A 19,042-nucleotide genomic window follows, 5' to 3' on the forward strand; every position below is an offset into this window, starting at 1 on the left:
GGGGCACGGGGAGTTCGGCAGGACCGAGGTGAGAGCCGCCTCGCCGTAATGTGTTCGTACGGAGGGCGGCTCGGAGGTAGTGTTGCCCTCCAGCAATGGACGTGATCGAGGAGGTGAGACCCATTACCGCTGTGTCAGGTCGGGTGCTCCCGTCCCACGGTCGCGCGGTCCTTCCGGCGTAGGTGACCGAGGGAGCCCCATCGGCATCCCGAAAGGCTCCAATGTCGGCTTTACCGCCGTTTCTCCCCCAACCCGTTGTCGTCACCAGGCTCCGGGCCGCCGGTTGCGTCTTCGCCGAGGACGAGGCACGGTTGCTCCTCTCCACGGCGCGGACGTCGTCCGAACTCGCCGCCATGCTGGACCGGCGGATCTCCGGTCTGCCCCTCGAACACGTTCTCGGCTGGGCGGAGTTCTGCGGGCTGCGGATAGCCGTGGACACCGGGGTCTTCGTTCCCCGGCGCCGCACCGAGTTTCTCGTCCACCAGGCCGTCGCCCTCGCCCACCGAACCGCCGGATCGGCAGATCGGTCCGCCCCCCTCCCCCGCCCCGCCTCCGATCCCCCTGTTTCCTCCGGCTCCGAAGACCTCACCGCTCCCGGCGACCAGATCCCTCGGCCACGGATCGTCGTCGATCTGTGCTGCGGCTCCGGAGCGGTGGGGGCCGCACTGGTCGCGGCCCTGGAACCGGTCGAGTTGCACGCCGTCGACATCGACCCCGCCGCGGTGCGCTGTGCCCGGCGCAACGTCGCCCCGGACGGCCGGGTGTACGAGGGTGATCTCTACGAGCCGCTGCCCGCCACGCTGCGGGGCCGCGTCGACATCCTGACCGCCAACGCCCCCTATGTGCCCACGGAGGCGATCGGACTGCTGCCCCCGGAGGCCCGCGTACACGAACCACGAGTGGCACTCGACGGCGGCGCGGACGGGCTGGAGATCCAGCGGCGGGTGACCGCGTCCGCGGCGCGGTGGCTCGCACCGGGCGGTCACCTGCTGATCGAGACGAGCGAACGCCAGGCACCGCGGACCGCCGAGGCCTTCGCCCGCAACGGGCTGGTCCCGAGGGTGGTCGAATCCGAGGAGCTGGACGCCACCGTCGTCGTCGGGACCATGCCCGCCCTCCCTCCGCCCCGCGATCCCGCCCGCGATCGGGAAACAGGCGCGGTCGGATAGGGTTTAGCGGTTGAATCGCTGTTCGCGGCCCTGTTTCAAGGGCCGCGAACAGCGCGACCGCCCCGCATGAGGAGATCCCCGCATTGTCCGACAGCCGTGAGCACACGGCCCCCTCCACCGGGGGAGATCGTGCCGATCTGCGAGCCGACTGCGAGAGCTGCTTCGCGCTGTGCTGCGTCGTGCCCGCCTTCTCGGCCTCGTCGGACTTCGCGATCGACAAGAAGGCCGGGCAGGCCTGCCCCAACCTGCTGACGGACTTCCGCTGCGGCATCCACACCCGCCTCAGGGACAAGGGTTTCCGTGGTTGCACCGTCTACGACTGCTTCGGCGCCGGGCAGAAGGTCTCCCAGGTCACCTTCGGCGGGCAGGACTGGCGGCGGGCGCCACAGACCGCGAAGCGGATGGCCGAGGTGTTCCCGGTCATGCGCGACCTCCACGAGCTGCTCTGGTACCTGACCGAGGCGCTCACCCTGCGACCGGCCCTTTCCATCCACGATGAGCTCGGCCTCGCCCTGGAGAGGACCGAACGCCTCACCCGCGACACCCCCGACGTTCTCGCACGGCTGGACGTGGCGGCACACCGGCGGGAGGTCAACGCCCTGCTGCTGCGCGCGAGCGAGCTCGTGCGCGGCGAAGCCGGGCGCGGGAAGAGGAAGGACCGCAGGGGCGCCGACCTCATCGGAGCCAAGCTGAAGGGCGCCAACCTGCGGGGCGCCAACCTGCGGGGCGCCTACCTCATCGGGGCCGATCTGAGGGGCGCCGACCTCAGGACGGCCGACCTCATCGGAGCCGACCTGCGGGACGCGGACCTCTCGGGCGCCGACCTCACCGGGAGCATCTTCCTCATCCAGTCCCAGCTGGACGCGGCCAAGGGTGACGCCCGGACCTCGCTGCCGCCGTCACTCACCCGACCGGCCCACTGGTAGCCAGATCCAGGCTCAGCGGAGTCCCCGGCCTTCACTTGTCCAGTGAGGGAAGTGCGTTCTCGTACGAACTCAGCACACGCGCCGCCGGCCGGTCCCTGTCCGGCGTTGGGTGCCTATGAGGCGAGTGTCTGGCGGACGCCGGTCCGCGAGGCGTTCTCGATGGCGGCGAGCACGCGGTGCTGGCGCACGGCGGTGTGGAAGGAGGGGTACGCCTCGCGTTCCTCGGTGATCGCGCGGGCGACCTCCAGATAGAGGGCGGCGACGTTCGCGGGCGGGCCAGGGGGGACGTTGGCGAGTGAGGGCTCAGAGGCGTGGGCGAGGGCTTTGACGGCGGGCGTGGGCGCAGGCATGGGGGCGTTGGCGTGCACGGCGACAGGCACGAGCACGGGTGGACTCGCGAGGGTGTCGCCGGGAACGTCCTGGCGCGTGGGGCGGCCCGCGACGACCGGCTCGGCGCGGGTGCCGTCGGCGGCCGAACGGGTCACCGTCCAGTCGGCCCAGTGCGGGTACATTCCGGGCTGTGTGGGGGTGATGGTCAGCGCGCCCTCGCTCCCGGTGATCCTGAGATGGAAGCCGTCGGGCCCCGGCGCGTTGCCCCCGGATATGCTCACCACGGCCGCGGCGCCGCTCTCCAGGCGTCCGTGAACGGTTACGTGACCGGGCACCCCGCTGGGGATCGACCGGTCCGTCCCGGCCACGACGACCTCACGATAAGGATGGGTGAGCGAAGCGGATATCTCCGTCAGCGGACCCGCCAGATGCTCGACCGTCGCCAGGACGTGCCCGGCCATCACGGTCAGCAGGTTCATCCCCGCGGCGGGGTCGGTGCTCCAGGCGAGGTCGCGCGGGATACGGCTCCCGCCGAGCGGGGCGCCGTCGGCCACGATGGTGATCGACTCCATCCGTCCGATCCGGCCCTCGGCGATCAGATCCCTGACGAAGCCCGCAGCCGGGGAGTGAAATCCCTGGAGGACGACCGCGTGGACGACCCCCGCGGCGGTCGCCGCCTCGGCCAGTTCGACGGCCTCGGCCAGGTTCACCCCCAGCGGCCACTCGGACACGACGTGCTTGCCGTGGTCGAGCGCGGCCCGTATCGCCTCGGCGTGGTCGGGCGCCTTGACCGTCACGGCGACCACGTCCACGTCCGGGTGGGCGGCCAGCTCGGCGGCGCCGGCAAAGGCGTGCGGGACTCCGAACGCGGCGGCGGTGCGGCGGGCGCTGTCCTGTCTGGTGGTCGCGACCGCGGTGACGGCGTACTCCCCCAAGCCTGCCAGGGCCGGTAGGTGAGCTGCCGTTCCCCAGCCCCGGTCAGGGCTGGCGCCGACGACGCCGATACGGATCGGACCGGCGGGTGATCTGCTCATGGTCCCCCTTCACGAGTTAAGTATCGATCGGTAAAAAACTAGCTCGGAGCGGATCGGCTCGTCAACGGGGTAACGTATCGATCGGTAAGAAACTAGGGAGGTGCGCATGCCAGGAGGGCGCCCGCGCGCGTTCGACCCCGAGAACGCCCTGGACCGGGCACTCGAGGTCTTCTGGAGCCAGGGCTATGAGGGAACGGCGATATCGGATCTCACCGCGGCCATGGGCATCAACCGTCCCAGCCTCTACGGCACCTTCGGCAACAAGGAGGAGCTGTTTCGCAGGGTGTTCGACCGCTATGTCAACGGTCCGGGGGCGTTCACCGTCCGCGCCCTGGAGGCGCCCCGGGCACGAGAGGTCGTCGAACGCCTGGTGTACGGCGTGATCGAGCTGACCACCGGCCCCGACACCCCCCTCGGATGCCTCAGCATCCGCTGCGTGCAGGCGTGCGCGCCGGAGGCCGAGCAGATCAGGAGCGAGGTGGTGGCGCACAGGCAGGCCGGAGAGGCGGCACTGCGGGCGCGCCTGTCACGGGCGAGGGAGGAGGGCGACCTGCCCGGCGGCTGTGACCCGGCGGACCTGGCCCGCTTCGTCACCACCCTCGCCGACGGCCTCGCGGTACAGGCGGCCGCGGGCTGCGCCAGGGAGGATCTGCTGCGGGTCGCCGAGACGGCACTGCGCGCCTGGCCCACCGAGGGGTGAGCCAGAGCGCACGCGGCTACCCGTTTTTACGTGTAGTAGCCCTCGACCGGGACGCGCGCCTCGTCGAACAGCGCCGGGCCCTCCTGGGACACGTGCGGCCAGCCGCCTCCCGGCTTGAGGCTCGCGAGTTGCTCGTTGGAGAGCGCGAACACGACGCGGCCGAGACCGGATCGTTCGATGGCGCCCGCGCACATGGGGCAGGGCTGGCAGCTGGTGTACATGGTCGTGGCCGCCGCGACGTCGGGGGTGAGCTCGCGGGCCGCCCACCTGGCCAGCTTCAGCTCGGGGTGGGCGCTGATGTCGCGGTCGCTGAGAACCGTGTTGTGATCCTCGGCGAGGATCGTGCCGTCCGGGCCCACCAGCAGCGACCCGAAAGGGGCGTCTCCGGCCGCTCGCGCCCCGGCGGCGAGTTCGATCGCCCTGCGGAGATGCTTCTCGTCGTCGTGCGTCATGATCGTCCTGTTCGTGGTCGATGAGTGTTCAGGTCCCAGTGGGCCGCCACGGTCGCGAGCGCCTGCCAGGCCACCTCCGGGTGGCGCGTCTCCTGCGGGTCGCCGTTGAACGGATCGAGCACGACACTGTCGGCGCCCAGCAGGCGCAACTGTTCGAGGTCGTCGATGACCTGGTCGATCGTGCCTTCGCCGGCGAGACGTCCCGGAGCGGTGATCGGGGCCTGCGTGAGCCGCAGGACGATGCGGGGTGCGAAGCCCGGTACCGGGCGCCGTTCCTCGTCCGCGAGGACCTTCAGCCGGTCCAGCCCTTCGCGCATCCGCTCCAGGGTGAGGCGGAGCGGGTGCCACGCCTCCCCGAGACGTACCGCCCGGCGCAGTCCCACGTCGCCGTTGCCGCCGACCCAGATCGGTATTCGCCCGGCCTGGTAGTCCTCGTCGTCCTCCCAGGCGGCGCGTATCACCCGGAGGTGATCGTCGGTCAGCGCCCCGCGTCGCTCGAACGGAACCCCGAGCGCCTCGAATTCCTGCCGCGCCCAGCCGACGCCCACGCCGAGGACGAGCCGCCCGCCGCTGAGCCGGTTGAGGTTGGCCGCCATGCGGGCGACGAGCAGCGGGTGGCGGTACGGCACGATGAGCACCGTGGTGCCGAGCCGGATCCCGTCGGTCACCCCGGCCAGCCAGGACAGGGTGGTGAAGGGCTCGTAGAACGGCGGCGGGTACTGCTCGGCGACATCGGGGGTTATCGCGACATGGTCCGAGACCATGAGGAGGTCGAAGCCCAGCCCCTCCACAGTCCGTGCCCAGCCGCGCAGCACCCCTGGATCGGTGCCCGGCCCGAAGTTCAGTACGTTGACGCCTGTTTTCACCACTTCAGGCTAGCGAGCGATCATGGAGATCCGGAAGGGATACCTCGATCAGCGCCGCATGCTCTTTGAGGACATGCGACCGTGAAATCACCCGCTCGACCGCTTCAGCCGTCGGAGACCTCGGACTGAAGGACCTCGAGAGCCTCACGCAGCACGGGTGCCGGCGCGAGGTCACAGGCGGCCCGGATCGCGCCCGTCAGAAAGGCGACGAAGACGTCGACCAGCGCCTCGATCTCGTAGGGACGACCGCTTCTCAGCCAGACCAGGGCCGTCTCGTCGCAGGCGGCGCTGAACCCGCGCATGGTCAGCCGGAGCGCCGGCGCGTCCGCGTCGAGGCCGAGTAACCCGCAGATCGCACGGATTCCCTCCTGGCTCGTCGTCTCGAAGGCCTTCCAGGCCGCGTCGGTGGTGTCCGCACGCCGCAGGATGAGGTTCAGGGCGGCGTCCTCGTTCTCGGCCAGAAACCTCAGATGGGCGGCGAGGTGGCGGCGGAGTCGCTCGACGACGGGCCCGTCGGAGCCGATCTTCGCGGCGGCGCGGAGCCGTTGGTCGATCACGCCTACGACTTCCGCGTAGAGGTTCTCCTTGCCGTTGAAGTGGTGGGACAGAAGCCCGTGGGCGACCCCGGCCGAACGGGCGATGTCCGCGACGGTGACGTCGGCGTAGGGGCGCCTGGAGAAGTTCTCCAGCGCGGCTTCCAGCAGTTTCCGGCGCGTCTCCTGAGCGGCCAGTTGCCGCCGGGTGGGCGGCTTGCCCACGACGGACTGGGTCACGTCCATTCCCCTCCTCGCGACGCCGGCTCGGCCTGTCATCAGCGTATTCCACGATCGTCCCCCGCCCGGTCACGGAGAACGCCCATCGGCATTTGATTGATTATCATTCAATGAAGTATGTTCAACGTAACGCATCGCCCACGGCGGCCGGACGGCGAAGTGGGACAGCAGATCGCTGGAGGAAGAGCGATGACCAAGGTTCTTATCGTCGGGAGCACGGGCACCGTGGGCAGCCTGGTGCTCGAAGAGGTGCTCAGGCGCGGTACCGACGCGCGAGTGCTGGTGCGCGACGAACAGCGCGCCGCGCACCTTCCCGCGCACGTCGAGCGCCACGTGGGCGACCTCGGCGACCCCGAAGCGGTGCGCGGTGCCATGAAGGGCGTCCAGGCTGCTTTCTACATCCCCCCGCACGAGCCGGACGAGGTGCGACTGGGCACGTCGTTCGTACGAGCGGGCGAGGAGGCCGGGATCCGGCTCGTCCTCGCCGGCACGCACATCAGCGACCCCCAGATGAGAGCCGCGTTCGTGGAGAGCATGCCCGCCTACCGCGGCAAGCTCGAGGTCAGCACCGCCTTCGCGGCGTCGACGGCGAACCCCGTCGTGATCGCTCTCGCCAACTACAACCAGAACGACGAGATCTTCAAGGAAGACATCCTGAACGGCGTCTACCCGACGCCGATCAAGCGATCGAACCGCATCGACCTGCGAGACATGGCCGAGCTGGCGGCGACCGCGCTCATCGATCCCGCTTTCCCGAGTGGCGAGTACGCCCTGATCGGGCCCGAGTCGTTCACCGGGGCCGAGGCCGCCGAGATCTGGGCGGCCGAACTCGGGCGTCCGGTGACATACGTGGACGGCGATGGGGAGTGGCAGGCGATCTTCGGCAAGCGGCTCGCCGAGCAGAAGCTCGAGGACTGGATCTCGAGCTTCGTCCTGCTGAAGAACGCGGAGTTCCCGACCGATCCGGCGCAGGTCCAGGAGGTGACCCGGCTGCTTGGCCACGCGCCGCGCGACTACCGCAGCTACGTGCGCGAGACCGCGCGACTGTGGAAGAGCCAGGAGCGCTCGGCGCCTCCGGCTACCTCGTCGATCTGACCCCGTCCAGGGAAGGCGCGCGCCGCGACCCGTGAGCCGCGGTCCGTCGTCGGTGGGAACACGGACCGCTCCGGTACGCCGGTGAGACGGTTCGTGATCCCACCGAGCGCCTTTACGATGTAGATCAACAAAACGCGGGCCGGAGATTTTAGCCGACGAAACCCCGCCCGCGAGCGGGCCCGGCGCGGCCCCCGGCGCGAGCGTGTGCAATGGGCCCATGGCTGCCGTACCGATATGGACCGACCTGCTCAAGACCCGATCCGCCCTCTGCCTGGGAATCGCCCCCTCCCCCAAGTGGCTGGAGGCGTGGAGGATGGACGACGACGTGGACGGGGCCCGGCGGATGTGCGGGGTGGTGCTGGAGGCCGCGGGCGAGCGGGTGTCCGTCTACCGGATCCAGGTCCCGTTCTTCACCCGTTTCGGCACTTCGGGCACGGACCTGCTGCGCGAGGTCGTCGACGGCGTGCACGAGCGGGGCTCACTCGCCGTGCTGGACGCGAAGGTGTGCGACGCCGACGACACGATGGACTCCTACGCCGACCTCTACCTCGGTCCCGGCAGCGTGCTGGGCGGGGACGCGGTGACGGCGAACCCGTTCATGGGCTTCGCCGCCCTCGATCCCCTGCTGCACAGGGCCCGTGACAGCGGAACCCTGGTCATGGTGCTCGTCCGCACCTCCAACCACGCGGCCGGCGGGGTCCAGGGCGCCGTGACAGGGTCGCGCACCGTCGCGCAAAGCACCGCCGACGAGGTGCGGGAGTGGAACGACGAGCACGGCGTGGCCGCCGCGGCCGTGGTCGGGGCCGGCCGCGAGGAGGCGACCGACCTGGTGGCCCGCATGCCGTCGGCGGTCGTGGAACTGCCGGGCCTGGGCAGGGCCGGACGCGAGACCCACGACCTTCTCGCCGTCGCCGCCGAGGCTCCCGGACGTGCCGTCCTGCCGGTGACGACCGGGGTACTGCGACACGGGCCCGACGTCGCCGCGCTGAGCGCGAGCATCGCGGCCTGGCGAAAGGAGATCGACGCCGGGGTCCCGGCGTGCTGATCGAACTCCGGCCCGGCACCTCCGCCGAGGTCGCCGAGGAGGTGGCGGCGCTGGCCGGGGCGCACGAGGACGTCGCCGCCTGGCCGGTCAGGCTGGCCGGGCGGGTCTTCGTCGTGGTGAGCGGCGACGAGTCCCTCGCCCGCGTACCCACCTCGCCCGCGGTGCTGGCCCGTCACCCGACCCCTGAGGGCCACTGGCTGGTACGGCGGGAAAGCGGCGTGGCACCGAGCGAGGTGGCGATCGGCGACGGGGTGGTGGGGGGAGATCGGCTGTGGTGGGCGGCGGGGCCGTGCGCGCTGGAGTCGGCCGAGGACACGGTCGAGACGGCCCTGGCGGTCAAGGCGCAGAAGGCGCACGCCCTGCGGGCCGGGCTTTCCAAGACGCGCAGCAGCCCCTACCACTTCCCCGGCAAGGGCAGGCGTGGCCTGGAGGCGCTCGCGGAGGTCCGGCGGGCGGCGGCCATCCCCGTGATCACCGAGGTGTGCGACCCGCGCGAGGTGGAGGCGGTCGCCGAGGTGGCCGACTGCCTGCAGGTGGACGGGCGGCAGCTGGACAACCGCCCGCTCCTCGCCGAGCTGGGCGCCCAGCCCAGGCCGGTACTGCTGATGCGGGGGCCTCGGGCGAGCCTGAACGACTGGCTGCGGGCCGCGGAGTTCGTCCTCACCCGGGGCAACGACGCCGTGGTGCTCTGCGCGGGCGCCTCGGGAACCCCGCCGCAGCCCGGGTTCGGGGCGATCGCCGCACTGCGCGCCCGCACCGACCTGCCGGTGGTCTTCGACCCCAGTCACAGCACCGGCTCGGCCTCGCTGGTCGCCCCGGCCTCGCTGGCGGCCGCGGCGTACGGCGCGGACGGGCTGCTCATCGAGTCGTGTTTGAGGCCGGAAAGGATGTACCGGCCCGGCGACGCGGCGCACATGTTCCCCCCCGAGTCCCTCGCGGACCTGGTCGCCGCCTGCGAGCGGGCCCGGGACTCCGCACGATCCCTGGCGGTTCCGCGATGACCGTTTCCCCGACCTCTGCGACCTCTGCGACCTCTGCGACCTCTGCGAGCTCTGCGACTTCCATGACCTCAGTGACCTCGACGACGACCTCGACGCGCGCCGCGGTTCATCCCGCGAGCTGGCTGGTGCCGCTGCACCGGCCGGAACGGCCCCGCGCGAGGCTGGTCTGCGTGCCCAACGCCGGAGGCGGCGCCACGACGTTCCGCGGCTGGGCCGACCTGCTCCCCGGTGACGTGGAACTGTGGGCGGTGCGCTCGCCGGGCAGGGAGACCCGCATCTCCGAGAAGCCCAGGCACAAACTGTCGATGATCGTCGACCCGGTGATCGACGGGCTGTCACGCCTGGAGGCGCTGCCGTTCGCGCTGTTCGGGCACAGCATGGGCGCACTGGTGTCGTTCACGGTCACACGGCGGCTGCGCTCGCGCGGGTTGCCTGGCCCCGGACGGCTGTTCGTGTCGGGCTGGAACGCCCCCCAGGTCCGCGACGGCATGCCACGGCTCGGGCAGCTCGGTGACGAGGACCTGATGCGGGTGCTGCACCGGCTGGACGGCATCCCCCCGGAAGTGATCGGCAACGCGGAGCTGATGAGCCTCATCATGCCGGTGCTGCGGGCGGACCTGAACGCCGCCGAGTCCTACGTCCACGAGGACGAGCCACCGCTCGCCTGCCCGATCTCGGTGTTCGGCGGGAACGGGGACCCGACCACGACGGCGGCGGGCCTGAGCGCGTGGAGCGCGCAGACAGGGGCGGCGTTCCGGCTGCGGCTGCTGCCGGGCGGGCACTTCTTCATCCACACCCAGCGCCGCACCATGCTGCGCGCGATACGGGAGGATCTCGGCGCCTGCCGCTGAGTCGGCCGGGGACGAGTTCCGCCGAACTCCCGGCCGGGAGTGCCCCGGGAGGAGCTCAGCGTTTCTTGCCGACGAGTTTCCCCATGGACAGGGTGGCCTCGGCGCCGTAGAAACGGCCGACGCGCTCGACCTCCTTCTCCAGCTCCCCGCTCTGGCCGGAGTCGAGCTTGACGAACGACTCCAGCTTGATCTCGACCTTGCCGCCCTTCTCCTTGCGCTCCCACATCCCGGCCACGACCCCGTCGACGAGCATGATCTGGTGAGCGACCGCGCCCTCGTACCTGCCCCTGCCGTGTTCGAAGACGCGAGCGGCGGTGTCCTTGGGCACGACGACCTCCTTGGGACCACTGCCGAGAACGTACGCCTCGTACTGCGGCAGCAGCCGCACGCAGCTCGGGTCGGACGGCCAGCGGCCCTCGTCGGCGGCGAGGACGTACGCCTTGCGTCCCTCCACCTCGACCTGGGCGACCTCCTCGCCGAGCGACTCCAGCGCCTCACGCGCCTCGGGCGGTCTGAGCGCGAACCAGCGGGCCAGGTCCTGGTGGGTGGCGGGACCGTACGCGCGCAGATAGCGGCGCACGATCTCCATCGCCGACTCCTCGGGGTCCGGCTGGTCCTTCACCTCGGTCTTCAGCCCCGCCCACCGGTCGGGCCTGACATAGGTGACCTTGGCTCCGCGTACCGGCCCGAAACAGAGCACGCCGAGGTAGGCGACGGGACGCAGCAACTCGCCCCAGTTGGAGGCGAGCTTGTCCTTCGCCCACGCTCCGACACGTCCGGAGACCTCCTTCGCCAGCTCCTCGCGGGTCAGGCACTCGCCGTCCAGCGCGTCACGGACCGCGTCGACGAACGCCTCGCCCTGCTTGGCGGTGAGCCCGTGGTGGGCGTGCCAGCTGTCCTTGGCGCGCCAGTAGGGCTTCCAGCGCATCGCGGCCATCCACAGTGCCAGCTCGTCGGCGGCGTGCACGTGCAGGGTGCCGCGCAGGCTGTACGTCTTGACCAGGCGCTTCTTGTCGTACAGCTCCGCGCGCACCTGCTCCTGCGTGGCGTCCTTCACCCGTGCCCCGATGGCCAGCTCGGCCGCGGCGGCGACCTGCGACTGCACCCCGCACACGTCGCGCACGGGTTTGCGCAGGTCGCCGGAGACGGGTTTCACGAGGTGATGGCGGGCCAGCCGCCGCGCGTGGACCTGATCCCAGGTGAGTGAGTTCATGGTCGACGCTTCTACCCCATGGGATGGAGCCGAACCTGGACGTGCTTGACACCGTTGATGACGGGAGAGCGCAGATAGTCGGGCGGGCCGAGCAGTTCCGCCCCCGACACCGAGTTCGCGAGCTCGTCCAGGAAGACGGTGAGTTCCAGCTCGGCGAGAGCGGCTCCCAGGCAGAAGTGCGGGCCGGAGCCGAACGCGACGTGCCCGCTGCGGGAGCTGCGCGGACGCCCGACGTCGAACACCTCGGGAGAGTCGAACACGCGCTCGTCGCGGTTGGCGGAGGTGTGCCAGATGACGACGTCCTGGCCCTCGTGAATGGTCTTGCCGTGCAGCTCGGTCTCGCGGGCCGCGCGGCGCAGCACGTGGCGGCTGGGCGAGGTCCAGCGCAGCAGCTCGCCCACCGCGTTGGGCACCAGCTCGGGTTCCTTGCGCAGCCGGTCCCACTGGTCGGGGTGCTCCATGAAGGCGAGCAGTCCCCCCACCGCGGCGTGCCGGGTGGTCTCGTTGCCGCCGAGCATCAGCACGTCGAAGAAGAGCAGGCACTCCTCCTCGCTCAGCACCCCCGCGTCCTGGGAGCGGGCGAGCAGACTGACGATGTCGTCACCGGGCGACCTGCGGCGTTTTTCCACCAGGCCCTGGCAGTACAGCAGGAGCTGGCCGTGCGCCTGGGCGGCGTTGGCGCGCACGTCGGAGGTCATCTGGTACTCGCTGTCGTGCGAGCCGAACGCCGTGGAGGTGAGCCTGAGCATCAGGTCCCAGTCCTGGCGCGGCACGTCGAGCAGCGCGGAGATGCCCGCGACGGGCAGGGCCGCCACGACGGTGGCGAAGTCGCACTCTCCCTTTTCCAGCGCGTCGGCGAACACGTCCTTGACGACCGAGCGCAGGTACGGCTCCAGGGCGGCGATCGCCCGGGGGGTGAAGCACTTGTTGACCAGCTTGCGCAGCTCGGTGTGGCGGGGCGGATCCGTCGTGTTGATCATCTTCCCGGACCCCTGGTCACCGGTGTTGCGATGCGGGCCGAGGGTGTTGGTCTGGTTGGAACTGAAGGTCTGCGGGTCCTTCTGGACGTTCACGCAGTCCTCGTAGCGGGTGACCGACCAGAAGCCGGGCTCCTTGCCGTCGGGATTCCAGTAGAGCGGGTCGTTGTCTCGCAGATGGCGGAAGACCTCGTGGGGTCTGTCGCCGACGTGCAGATCGGCATCGGCCAGATCGACATCAGTCATTTAGGAACTTCCCATTCCTCGGAGAATTTTCCGGCAGAAGTCATCTCGCCGGCGGGATGGCTCGATTACCGGCGGGCCCGATTACCTGCGGGGCGGCCTCGATTAACCCGCGTACCGTCCCGATTAAGGCGAGGGCGGGATTATAGGCCGCCTTCCGGAGACCCGTCCGAGCGTTTTTTCCTGTTTCCGGTGACATGGTTATCGTCCTCCCATGGTTCTACGTGTCAAGCTCGCCCTGTCATTGCTCACGGCCGCCGCCCTGGTGGGAGGTGCTTCCCCACCGGCTTCCCCGGTGGTGGAACGATCCGTCGCCGCGGGGACCGCGCGGCCGTTCGCGATGCAGGACTTCATGACCACGAAGAAACTCGGTCAGGTCGTGCCGTCCCCCGACGGTAAAGCGGTGGCGGTGGTCGTGAAACGCGGCCCGAGCGAGTCGAGCAGATATGGGGCATCATTTGTCGACGGAAACGAGCGCGCGGACATCTGGATAGTCGACGGCCAGGGTCCGGCGCGCGACGTGACGCACGGCGCGAAGGACGGCACCGGCCACTACAACCCGGTGTGGTCGCCCGACGGGCGCATGCTCGCCTTCGCCTCCACCCGGGGCGGCGACGACGTGTTCCTGCACGTGTGGGACCGCGAGACGGGCGAGACCCGCAAGCTGACCCCGCGCGGGGTGCAGACGATGACGAACGCCTCGGGCTACCTCATCCAGTGGCTGGACGAGCGGCGGGTGATCGCTCCGATGGTGAACGCCGGCCGCTGGGCGCTGGAGTACGGCCAATGGCTGGAGGCCCAGCGCGTCGCCCCGAAGCAGTGGGCGAAGGTCGAGAAGGGCAAGGAGGCCACCGCCTCGGTGCTCGACAGCTCCACCGCCCAGAGCGAGGACAAGCTGGACGAGGAGATCGCCGTCATCGACGCCGTCACCGGGAAGCTCACCTCGGCGGGCCCTGCCCGTACCTACACGGCGGGCAACCTGGTGGCCGATCCGACCGGACGCCTCATCGCCCGGGTGGACGACCTCGGCCCCACCCCGGCGGTCGCCGGGCAGCTCAAGCGTGTTCTGGAACGGCGCACCCAGCTCGCGATCGCCTCCGCCTCCGGCGGGCAGCCGCGCGTGGTGACCGAGGTGCCGAACCCCTCGGTCACCGTGCAGCCTCGCTGGGCCGCCGACGGCTCCCGGCTGCTCGTCGTCGGCAAGACCACCCCCGAGACGCCCGACCCGTTCACCGCCTACCTCGTACCCTCCACCGGTGGAAAAGCCACGCCGCTCGCCGCCGACCGGCTCGTCGCGACGGGCCTGCTGTGGGGCGCCGGAACCCCGCTGGTGCGCGGATCAAAGGTCGTCGATGCTGTGAACCCGATGGCCCGCCAGGACTGGTGGGCGTTCGACCCCGCCGACCCGGCCGCCGCGCCGCGCGACCTCACCTCGCGGTTCAAGGTCCCGCCGCTGGAGCTGGTACCTGTGCCCGGCGGCGTGCTGGGCGTGGCCGACGGGCGCGCCTGGCTGATCGACCCGCGTACCGGAAAGGCGCGCGACCTGAACGCGGGCGGCGCCGCGCCGCTGGCGGAGCTGGCCTGGCCGCTGGACGACGGCGTCAAGCGCAACGGCGTGCGGCCCACCGACCGGGGAGGGGCCGAGCCGGCCAACCCCCGCCTCGACCGCGACTTCCCCGTGGTGCTCGCCCGTGACGCCAAGGGCGGCCTGTACGAGCTGGCGCCCGGCGCCTCACCCGTGCTGACCCCGCTCCCGCTGCCGCACCCCGAGGCGGGCGTCGCCGGATACTCCCCCGCGAGCCGCACCGCGGTCTTCGGCGCGGGCGGCGACCAGGGCACCGCGCTGTGGACCTCCCAGGCGGGCCGCCACACCCAGCGGCTCTCGCTGAACGGCCACCTCGCCCAGGTGACCCCTCCGAAACGCGAGCTCATCACCTACAAGGGGGCGGACGGGGAGAAGCTCACCGGCGCGCTGCTGCTGCCACCGGACCACCGCGACGGGCAGCGCCACCCGCTCGTGGTCAACGTGTACGGCACCAGGATCGTCTCCACCCTGGAGGACGTGCCGGAGTTCCAGGTGAACAACCCGAGCTACCTCACCCTGCAGTTCCTCGCGGCCGAGGGTTACGCCGTGCTCGTCCCCTCCATACCCCGCCCTCAAGGCAAGGCCGCGGCCGAGCCGATGACCTGGCCCACCAAGCCGATCATGAACGCGGTGGACGCCGCGATCGACGAGGGCGTGGCCGACCCGAAGCGGCTCGCGGTGCTGGGACACTCCTTCGGCTCCTACAACGTGCACAGCCTGGTGACGCAGACCGACCGCTTCAAGGCGGCGATCGCGATCTCCGGCTTCTCCGACGTGATCAGCAGCTACGGCGTGTTCGACTCCCGCTTCCGCTACACGCCCCGCGCGCAGGAGTGGTTCGCGCCCGCCTACATCGAGGACCCCGCGTTCGAGTTCGGGCTGGGCAAGCCGCCGTGGGAGGACCCGCAGAGGTACGTGCGCAACAGCCCGCTCCTGCACGCGGGCAAGATCAAGACGCCGGTGCTCATGCTGCACGGCGAGCGTGACTACCTGACCCACACCGGCTCGGAGGAGATGTACACCGCGCTGGCCAGGCAGGCCAAGAAGGTGCGGCTGGTCAGCTACTGGGGCGAGGCGCACATGCCGTACTCGATGATCTCCCCCGCGAACTTCCAGAGCATGATCGAGCAGGAGCTGGACTGGCTCCGTCTCAACCTGCCCGGAGGCACCCCGTGAGACTCTTCTCGCCCGCCCAGGAACGGGCCTGGCTGGAACACCGCATCCGCGGCGACGCCGTACCCGACGGGATCTCCCTGCGGCTGCGGCTGACCGGCCCTCTCGACGAGAGGGCGCTGGGCTCGGCGCTCGGCGACCTGGCCGCGCGGCACGAGGTGCTGCGCTGGACCCTGCCCACCCGTAGCGACGGGCCTCGCCCGGTGGTGTCGGCCGGGGCTCTGCCCGCGCCCCGGGGGGTGCCGGTCGAGCCGGAGAAGCTCGGCGCGGCGCTGACCGAGGTGGAGTCCCGGCCGTTCGACCCGGTGACCGGGCCGCTGGCGCGCGCCTCCCTGCTCGCGCTCGGCCCCGAGGAACACGTGCTCGTGGTGCGCATGCACCCGTGCGTCGCGGACGAGGGCTCGGTCGCGGTGCTCGCCGCCGACCTGACCGAGCTGTACCGGGCCCGGGTCGAAGACGACTCCCCGCGCCTGCCCGGCACGCCCCGCGTGCCCGGCAGGGACGACTTCCCCCGTCCGGACGCGAAGGCTCCCAACGCGAAGGCCCCTGACCCGTCGGCGTCGTTTCCCGGCGCCCGGGACTCGGCGCCCGTTCGCGGCCGGGACGCCGCGCCCGCCGACACCGCGGCGGTCTCGGACAGTGGTCCCGGGGCGACGGGCGACGACAGGCGGGAGTTCTGGCGCGAGGCGCTGCGGGACGTGCCGCCGCTGGAGACGGCCACCGACCGGCCCCGCCCCGGGCGCCGCTCCGGCGCGGGCGGGACGCACCGCTTCGAGGTGGCCGTGCCGTCCGAGCCGGCCTCCCCCTCCCTCGCGGTGCTCGCGGCGTTCGCCGTCCTGCTGTCGCGCTGCTCGGGCCAGGAGCGCTTCACGATCGGCGCGCACGCCCCGGGGCGTGTCTCGGGGCTGCTCGGCGGGGAGCCGAACGAGTTCGCCGGGACGGCCGGACCGCTGGACGACCTTCTCCCCTTGCCGGTGGACCTGTCAGGCGACCCGGACCTCGCCACCCTCTCCGCCCGGCTGGGGCGGGCCGCGGACGACGCCTGGCGGCACCGGCTGCCCCTGCAGGACCTGGTCTCCGCCGTCGCGCCGCCCCGTGACCCCAGCCGGGGTGCGCTGTTCGACGTGGCGTACGGCGTCGTACCCTCTCCCGCCTCGCACGAGGCGGCGGGCCTGCGCCTCGAACCGCTCGGCGACGAGGAGCCCGCCGCCCGGCGTACGGCCTGCGACCTGGACCTGCGTCTCACCGCGAAAACACCGGACAGGACAGGAACCCGGAACGGCGAAAGCCGGGGAAACGGGGACGGAGAAGGAAGAGGGGCCGGGGAAAGCGCCGAGGACGGCCGCCTGTTCCGGGCGACGCTGACGTACGCCACCGACGTCTTCGACCACGCCACGATCGAACTGATGGCCGCCCGCCTGGCCCGGCTGCTCGGCGAGATGGCCCGCTCCCCCGCGCGCCCGGTGCTCGACCTGCCACTCGACGACCGCTCAGGACCGATCGCGGGCCCGCCCGCGGCGGTGGACCTGGACTCCCCGGGCTCCACCCTGGCCGCGCTGATCGCCGCCCAGGCCCGGCGCACCCCAGAGGTGACGGCCGTGGACGGGGACGACGAGCGGCTCACCTACCGCGAGCTGGACGAACGCGCCCGCGAGCTGGCCGGATGGCTCGCGGCCGAGGGGGTGGGCCCCGGCACCGTGGCCGCGATCTGCCTGCCGCGCTCGGCCCGCCTGGTCACGGTCGTGACCGGGGTGCTGTACGCGGGCGGCGCGTTCCTCGCTCTCGACCCGTCCCAACCGGCCCCCAGGCTGAAGTATCTGCTGTCCGACGCGGCGGCGGCCGTCCTGGTGAGCACCGGGGAGATCCTCGGCGGCCTGCCCGAGGGCGGGGGGCGCCGCCTCGACCTCGACCGACGCGATCCCGTTCCCCTCGACCGTCTCGTCCCCGGGCCGTCCAACCGGCATGCCCTCGCCAAGGAGACTCCGCCCGGCCCTGCCGGGCCCCACGACCTCGCGTACATGATCTACACCTCGGGCTCGACCGGCCTGCCCAAGGGGGTGCTGCTCGAGCACTCCGGCGCGTGCAACCTGGTCATGGCCCTCGCCCCCGAGCTGGGGATCGGCCCCGGGGTACGGCTGCTGCAGTTCGCGCCGCCGACCTTCGACGCCTGGGTGTGGGAGGTGTTCACCACGCTGGTCTCCGGGGGCACCCTGTGCGTGCCGGAGGCGGGGAACATCCTCGTCGGCCGGGCGCTGAGCAGGTGCCTGTCGGAGCGCGAGGTGAACGCCGTGTTGCTGCCCCCCTCGGTGATCGCGACGCTGCCCGGCGACGACCCGCTGCCCGCCCTGCGGGTGCTGGTCACCGGCGGTGAGGCGTGCACTCCCGACCTGGTGGAGCGCTGGGGCACCGGCCGGCGCATGGTCAACGCCTACGGGCCGACCGAGGCGACCGTCATCGCGACCCTGGCCGACTGCTCGCCCGGCGAGGGCGTACCGCCTATCGGGCTGCCCATGGCGGGGGCGTACGCGCTGGTGCTGGACGCCGCCGGACGCGTCGCACCGTGGGGGGTGCCCGGGGAGCTGCACGTCGGCGGCGCGGGCGTGGCACGTGGTTACCACCGGCGGCCCGCGTTGACCGCCGAGCGATTCGTCCCCCTGGCCGGACGACCACCCACGGCACCGGACACACCGTCACCTTCGGCCCTGAACGGCCCATCCCCCTCGGCGCCGGACGGGCCTCCCCCTTCGACCTCATGCGGGTCGCCCCTCTCGGGGGCGGATGTTCCTCTCCCCTCGACGTCAACCGGCCCATCCCCCTCGGCCCCCTCGGTGCCGGGCGGGCCGCCTCCGGTGTGCGGTGAGCGGCTCTATAGGACCGGTGACCTGGTGCGGCAGCGCCCCGACGGCCGCCTCGACTTCATCGGCCGGGTGGACCACCAGGTCAAGCATCGCGGCTACCGGATCGAGCTGGGCGAGATCGAGCAGACGCTGCGGGCCTGTCCCGGCGTGGACGACGCGGCGGTGGCCCTGGAAGACGAGCAGCTGGTGGCCTACGTGGCCACCTCCGCCTCCACCGCCGCTTCGGGGACCGCCGCCGCGTCCGTTTCCACCCCCGCGCCCCGCTCGGGATCCACCGCGACCTCCACCTCCACCTCCGCGATGACGGTCACGGCGAAGGACGCCAGGGCGTGGACGGCCGGGCGGCTGCCCGGCTACATGGTGCCGGGGACCGTGCACGTGCTGGACGAGTTGCCGCTGACCACCGCGGGCAAGATAGACCGCCGCAGGCTCGCCTCCTCGGCCGCCCGCGCCGCGAGCCGGTCCGACGAGCCTCGCGACCGGCTGGAGCTGGAGGTACTGGAGGCTTTCCGGCGGGTGCTGGACGAGCCGGGTATCGGCCCGCACGACGCCTTCTTCGAGTCGGGCGGCGACTCCCGGCTCGCGGTGACGTTGCTCGGCCGCCTGCGCGGCGGCCTGCGCAGGCCGGTGGCGGCCCGCCTGCTCTGGGAGCGTCCCACGGCCGCGGGCCTGGCCTCGGCGCTACGCGAACTCGGATAGGCAGGAACCGCACCACCAGGCCGCGCCCGGACGATCGAGTCCAAGGAGTCTG

At 71.7% G+C, this 19,042-nt stretch carries 15 protein-coding genes; 9 read left to right on the forward strand and 6 right to left on the reverse strand.

The genetic code is table 11. The features are described 5' to 3' along the window. Positions 1 to 221 precede the first annotated feature (221 nt). Together ACFY3V_RS19195 and ACFY3V_RS19200 are read left to right on the forward strand one after the other, a co-directional pair. Positions 222 to 1,169 (forward strand): putative protein N(5)-glutamine methyltransferase, encoded by a 948-nt coding sequence (locus ACFY3V_RS19195; protein WP_389774873.1) that lies wholly within the window; start codon positions 222 to 224, stop codon positions 1,167 to 1,169. An 83-nt stretch (positions 1,170 to 1,252) separates the two neighbouring features. Continuing rightward, a complete protein-coding gene (locus ACFY3V_RS19200) occupies positions 1,253 to 2,095 on the forward strand; it encodes a pentapeptide repeat-containing protein (RefSeq protein WP_389774876.1) in 843 nt (280 codons plus the stop codon). Positions 2,096 to 2,208: 113 nt separating this feature from the next. Here the strand turns inward: ACFY3V_RS19200 and ACFY3V_RS19205 are convergent, their stop codons facing one another. Next, a complete protein-coding gene (locus tag ACFY3V_RS19205; protein ID WP_362905905.1) occupies positions 2,209 to 3,459 on the reverse strand; it encodes a Gfo/Idh/MocA family oxidoreductase in 1,251 nt (416 codons plus the stop codon). Between the two features lie 106 nt (positions 3,460 to 3,565). On the opposite strand from ACFY3V_RS19205, the gene ACFY3V_RS19210 reads away from it, so the two are divergent. Further along, positions 3,566 to 4,159: a TetR/AcrR family transcriptional regulator gene (locus ACFY3V_RS19210; RefSeq protein WP_362905902.1), complete on the forward strand. Its 594-nt coding sequence runs from the start codon at positions 3,566 to 3,568 to the stop codon at positions 4,157 to 4,159. Between the two features lie 26 nt (positions 4,160 to 4,185). Here ACFY3V_RS19210 and ACFY3V_RS19215 read toward each other — a convergent pair whose 3' ends face one another. The 3 genes from ACFY3V_RS19215 to ACFY3V_RS19225 all read right to left on the reverse strand — a co-directional run bounded on the left by ACFY3V_RS19215 (position 4,186) and on the right by ACFY3V_RS19225 (position 6,256). Further along, complete coding sequence (locus tag ACFY3V_RS19215; protein ID WP_389774881.1) at positions 4,186 to 4,611, reverse strand: nucleoside deaminase; 426 nt, start codon at positions 4,609 to 4,611, stop codon at positions 4,186 to 4,188. Then, positions 4,608 to 5,477: an LLM class flavin-dependent oxidoreductase gene (locus tag ACFY3V_RS19220; protein ID WP_389774884.1), complete on the reverse strand. Its 870-nt coding sequence runs from the start codon at positions 5,475 to 5,477 to the stop codon at positions 4,608 to 4,610. Before ACFY3V_RS19220 ends, ACFY3V_RS19215 begins: the two co-directional genes overlap by 4 nt. 104 nt (positions 5,478 to 5,581) lie before the next feature. Continuing rightward, positions 5,582 to 6,256: a TetR/AcrR family transcriptional regulator gene (locus ACFY3V_RS19225; RefSeq protein ID WP_362905896.1), complete on the reverse strand. Its 675-nt coding sequence runs from the start codon at positions 6,254 to 6,256 to the stop codon at positions 5,582 to 5,584. A 183-nt stretch (positions 6,257 to 6,439) separates the two neighbouring features. Between ACFY3V_RS19225 and ACFY3V_RS19230 the strand changes: the two genes are divergently transcribed. The 4 genes from ACFY3V_RS19230 (at position 6,440) to ACFY3V_RS19245 (ending at position 10,242) form a co-directional block, all read left to right on the forward strand. Next, entirely contained in the window at positions 6,440 to 7,345 is a 906-nt protein-coding gene (locus ACFY3V_RS19230; protein ID WP_389774887.1) for an SDR family oxidoreductase, read from the forward strand. A gap of 217 nt (positions 7,346 to 7,562) precedes the next feature. Continuing rightward, a complete protein-coding gene (gene pyrF / locus ACFY3V_RS19235) occupies positions 7,563 to 8,390 on the forward strand; it encodes an orotidine-5'-phosphate decarboxylase (RefSeq protein WP_389774890.1) in 828 nt (275 codons plus the stop codon). Further along, positions 8,384 to 9,391 carry a 3-deoxy-7-phosphoheptulonate synthase gene (locus ACFY3V_RS19240; protein ID WP_389774893.1) on the forward strand — a complete coding sequence of 336 codons (1,008 nt, stop codon included), beginning with the start codon at positions 8,384 to 8,386 and terminating at the stop codon, positions 9,389 to 9,391. Before pyrF ends, ACFY3V_RS19240 begins: the two co-directional genes overlap by 7 nt. Before the next feature lie 71 nt (positions 9,392 to 9,462). Next, entirely contained in the window at positions 9,463 to 10,242 is a 780-nt protein-coding gene (locus tag ACFY3V_RS19245) for a thioesterase II family protein (RefSeq protein WP_389774896.1), read from the forward strand. Between the two features lie 55 nt (positions 10,243 to 10,297). Here the strand turns inward: ACFY3V_RS19245 and ACFY3V_RS19250 are convergent, their stop codons facing one another. After that, the gene (locus tag ACFY3V_RS19250; protein WP_362905886.1) at positions 10,298 to 11,455 is read right to left on the reverse strand and encodes a winged helix DNA-binding domain-containing protein; all 1,158 of its coding nucleotides are present in this window, start codon (positions 11,453 to 11,455) and stop codon (positions 10,298 to 10,300) included. Between the two features lie 11 nt (positions 11,456 to 11,466). Next, positions 11,467 to 12,678 carry a cytochrome P450 gene (locus ACFY3V_RS19255; RefSeq protein ID WP_362905884.1) on the reverse strand — a complete coding sequence of 404 codons (1,212 nt, stop codon included), beginning with the start codon at positions 12,676 to 12,678 and terminating at the stop codon, positions 11,467 to 11,469. A gap of 211 nt (positions 12,679 to 12,889) precedes the next feature. Here ACFY3V_RS19255 and ACFY3V_RS19260 point away from each other — a divergent pair, with 211 nt between their 5' ends. Further along, a complete protein-coding gene (locus tag ACFY3V_RS19260; protein WP_389774900.1) occupies positions 12,890 to 15,436 on the forward strand; it encodes a S9 family peptidase in 2,547 nt (848 codons plus the stop codon). Next, on the forward strand, positions 15,433 to 18,990 hold the full coding sequence (locus tag ACFY3V_RS19265; protein WP_389774903.1) for an amino acid adenylation domain-containing protein: 3,558 nt from the start codon (positions 15,433 to 15,435) through the stop codon (positions 18,988 to 18,990). Before ACFY3V_RS19260 ends, ACFY3V_RS19265 begins: the two co-directional genes overlap by 4 nt. The last annotated feature ends 52 nt before the right edge of the window (positions 18,991 to 19,042 follow it).

The organism is Streptosporangium sp. NPDC000095, from assembly GCF_042899335.1.
Classification (GTDB): Bacteria; Actinomycetota; Actinomycetes; order Streptosporangiales; family Streptosporangiaceae; genus Streptosporangium.